Origin of the sequence: Amycolatopsis sp. SID8362, assembly GCF_010550475.1 — a bacterium.
Lineage (GTDB): Bacteria > Actinomycetota > Actinomycetes > Mycobacteriales > Pseudonocardiaceae > Amycolatopsis > Amycolatopsis eburnea.
Genome location: NZ_JAAGNB010000145.1, coordinates 1 through 3,206, shown reverse-complemented (window position 1 = coordinate 3,206; position 3,206 = coordinate 1). Strand labels below are relative to the sequence as shown.

The 3,206-nt window shown below is 71.6% G+C and carries 6 protein-coding genes; 2 read left to right on the top strand and 4 right to left on the bottom strand.

Annotated elements, in window-relative coordinates; genetic code table 11:
- The 4 genes from G3I65_RS05635 to G3I65_RS05620 form a co-directional block, all read right to left on the bottom strand.
- Nucleotides 1-835 (bottom strand): hypothetical protein (locus G3I65_RS05635; RefSeq protein ID WP_160695157.1); only part of this gene is annotated, 835 nt, incomplete at its 3' end.
- A gap of 36 nt (nt 836-871) precedes the next feature.
- The gene (locus G3I65_RS05630; RefSeq protein ID WP_086859607.1) at nt 872-1,498 is read right to left on the bottom strand and encodes a hypothetical protein; all 627 of its coding nucleotides are present in this window, start codon (nt 1,496-1,498) and stop codon (nt 872-874) included.
- Nucleotides 1,498-1,953 carry a RidA family protein gene (locus G3I65_RS05625; protein ID WP_086840822.1) on the bottom strand — a complete coding sequence of 152 codons (456 nt, stop codon included), beginning with the start codon at nt 1,951-1,953 and terminating at the stop codon, nt 1,498-1,500. Before G3I65_RS05625 ends, G3I65_RS05630 begins: the two co-directional genes overlap by 1 nt.
- A gap of 5 nt (nt 1,954-1,958) precedes the next feature.
- Nucleotides 1,959-2,120: a DUF4177 domain-containing protein gene (locus tag G3I65_RS05620; RefSeq protein WP_086679227.1), complete on the bottom strand. Its 162-nt coding sequence runs from the start codon at nt 2,118-2,120 to the stop codon at nt 1,959-1,961.
- 105 nt (nt 2,121-2,225) lie between these two features.
- On the opposite strand from G3I65_RS05620, the gene G3I65_RS05615 reads away from it, so the two are divergent.
- Nucleotides 2,226-2,474 (top strand): hypothetical protein, encoded by a 249-nt coding sequence (locus G3I65_RS05615; protein ID WP_160695156.1) that lies wholly within the window; start codon nt 2,226-2,228, stop codon nt 2,472-2,474.
- A gap of 21 nt (nt 2,475-2,495) precedes the next feature.
- A partial coding sequence (locus tag G3I65_RS05610) for an ArsA-related P-loop ATPase (protein WP_160695155.1) occupies nt 2,496-3,206 on the top strand: 711 nt, incomplete at its 3' end.

Sequence of the window (3,206 nt, the reverse complement as noted above, 5' to 3'; positions counted from 1 at the left end):
GCTCGGACCGCGCCTTGCGAGGCGGTTCCGGGGCCGGCGGCGGCGACACGATCGGCACCACCGGGGCGACCGGCTCGGGCGGCGCCGCCGTGGTGCTGCTCGACCGCATGCTGTGCCTGCTACCCGACTCCGCGACCGGCTCCGGCGTCACCGGGGCCGGCGGCTTGACGACCGGGTCGGGACGAAAGGAGGACGCGCTCGACGTCGTGCTCCCGGTCACCCAGGCCGGCGACGCGGCCGCCGAAGCGGCCTGGTGGTACTCGGAGTGCGCGACGCCCGGGCCGCTGACCTCGACGACGGAGTGGATCCCGGCCCGGCGCAGCGCCGTGTCGACGCGGAACGCGACGGCGGGCGGGTTGCCCTCCGGCCCCAGCTCGACGAGCACCACGCGCTGCGGCAGCGCGCCCGGCACGCTGCCGGCCGGGGTGTTGCGCCACACCGCGTGCACCGACCGGACGTCCGGCAGCACCTGCAGCGTCCGGTCGAGCGCCTCGGCGATGCCGAACTCCGGGGAGTTCTCGCCGCTGAACCGGTGCGTGTTGACCGGCTCGGCCTCGTCGACCAGCAGGTCGTTCGCCAGCGTCGCGTCCGAACGGCTCATCTCGAGCACCAGCGCGAGCTCGCGCTGTTCGGCGGAGCTGACCGGGATCCGGCCCGCGATGAGCGTGCCGGTGGTCAGCTCGACCGCCTCGTCGATGTGGGCACGGGCGATCAGCTCACGCGCTTCGGTGAGCGCGCTGTCGTCGATCCGGCCCGCCAGGGCCAGCAACAGGTTGTGCAGGCGCAGGGGCACCGAAAACCCGTCCATGGGCGGGCCGTCGTGGACCTCCACCATTGCCTTGCTCCCTCCCAGCTCGCTGGCGGGCGAGCGTTATGCGGCTACTAGCCGGTTCCCCGCCACCGCGCCCACGCAGACCAGCTCTGAGTCGGCCAGCGCGGCCCGGTGGTACCCCGGCAGGTCGAAACGCGGCGGGATGACTTCGACACTGGGCTCTTCGTCGCCCAAGACCCGCAGCACCCGCTGCAGTTCGCCGGTCAACCTGGGCAAACCCGCCTGCGCGGTGATCAGCAGGACGCGCTTGGCGGTCCCCTGCCCGACCACACCGACGTGTCGCCAGCTCTGCCGCACTTCCCCCACGTCCGGGCGTCCCCGCAACGTTGCGTGGATCAACACGGACACGGAGTCGACCGAGTTAACCCATTCGGGCGCACTCGACGTGAATGTGTACCGGTTCTCGGTGACGTCGTCTACCCCCAGCGTCGAACTGACCTGGTGCCAGTCGGCGCCGTGCGGGATGAGACCGGCCACGAGCAGCCGGTACTCCGTCTGGTCGAGGTCGATCCTGTGCTTAAGCAAAGACCTCGGCAAGGTCCGGGCGAGGGTGCCCATCGCGCCCTCGCCGAGCCAGTCGCGGAACCGCCACAGCAGCTGGTCGGGCAGCCGCCCGGCCAGCCGGAGCAGCAGTTCGTGCGTGGACTGCTCGATGTCCGGATCCATCACTGCACCTCCACGATCAGTTCGACCTCCACCGGCGACCCGATGGGCAGCTCCGCGACGCCGACGGCCGAGCGGGCGTGGATGCCCGCGTCCCCGAAGACCTCGCCGAGCAGCTCGGACGCGCCGTTGACGACCGCGGGCTGACCGGTGAAGCCCTCCGCGGAAGCCACGAAGCCGACAACCTTGACGATCCTCGCCACGTTGTCAATGCCGACCAAGGCGTGCACGGCCGCGAGCGCGTTGAGCGCCGACGTGCGGGCGTGCCCCTTCGCCTCTTCGGGGCTGATCTCGGCGCCGACCTTGCCGGTCGCGGCGAGCACGCCGTCGACGAAGGGCAGCTGGCCCGAGGTGTAGACGTGCTTACCGCTCTGGACGGCGGGCACGTAGGCGGCCAGCGGAGCGGCCACGCCGGGCAGCTCGATGCCGAGTTCCTTCAGCCGTTCGCTCCAGCTCACGCGGATCAGCCCTTCGGACGCTTGAGGTACGCGACGTGCTGCTCGCCCGTCGGGTTCGGCAGCACGGTGACCAGCTCCCAGCCGTCCTCGCCCCACTGGTCGAGGATCTGCTTCGTCGCGTGGATCAGCAGAGGGACGGTCGCGTACTCCCACTTGGTGGCGCTCATGGATCGGGAGCGTAGCCAAGCGGGCAAGGGCGCCGGGGGCCGCCGCCGGAAAACGGCGTGCGACGCGCCGTCGTGTGGCTCATCTCACGTCGCTAGCGTTGGCCCGTGGATACCTGGCGCGTGATCGCGACGGCGCTGCTCGCGGCGGCCGGACTGCCCCTCGTGCTCGTCGTGATGGCGAAGGTGCGGGACCGGACCCAGAGCTCCGGCCAGGTCGCCGTCGGCGGCGTGATCACCTTCACGCTGCTGGTCGTGGTGGGCGTGCTCACCCTCACCGTGCTGCCCGGCGCCGTGGCCTGGGCACTGGTCGCGGCGGTCGCCGCTGCGGTCAGCGTCATGCTGCTGGCCAGCTGAGAGCTGATTTAGGGTGAAGAAGTGACCACTCCCCATGCCGGCTGGACCGACGAGCTTGCCCGCGCCCGGCTGCACTTCGTCACCGGCAAGGGCGGGACGGGCAAGACGACGCTGGCCGCCGCGCTCGGCCTCGCGCTCGCCCGCGAAGGCCGTCGCGTGCTGCTCATCGAGGTCGAGGGGCGCCAGGGCATCGCGCAGCTCTTCGACACCGAGCCGCTGCCCTACGCCGAGCAGCGCATCGCGGCCGTGCCCGGCGGGGGCGAACTGCGCGCGCTGCACATCGACGTCGAAGCCGCGTTGCTCGAGTACTTCGAGATGTTCTACAACCTGGGCTTCGCCGGCCGGACGCTGCGGCGGATGGGCGCGATCGAATTCGCGACCACGCTCGCTCCCGGACTCCGCGACGTCCTGCTCACCGGGAAGATCAAGGAGTGCGTCGGGCGCACCGAGTCCGACGGGCGGCACACCTACGACGCCGTCGTCGTCGACTCGCCGCCGACCGGCCGGGTCGTCAAGTTCCTCGACGTCACCAAGGCCCTCACCGACCTGGCGAAGACGGGCCCGATCCGCGGCCAGGCCGAGGGTGTCGTGCGGCTGCTGCACTCCGGCGAGACCGTGATCCACCTGGCCACGCTGCTGGAGGAGATGCCGGTCCGCGAGACCGTCGAGGCGGTGGCCGAGCTGGACGGCGCCGACCTGCGCCCGGGCGCGGTGCTGGTCAACCGCGTCCGG

Coding starts and splice junctions, on each gene's coding strand:
- G3I65_RS05630 (WP_086859607.1), bottom strand. CDS start 1,498: ATGGATCCGGACATCGAGCAGTCCACGCACGAACTGCTGCTCCGGCTG.
- G3I65_RS05620 (WP_086679227.1), bottom strand. CDS start 2,120: ATGAGCGCCACCAAGTGGGAGTACGCGACCGTCCCTCTGCTGATCCAC.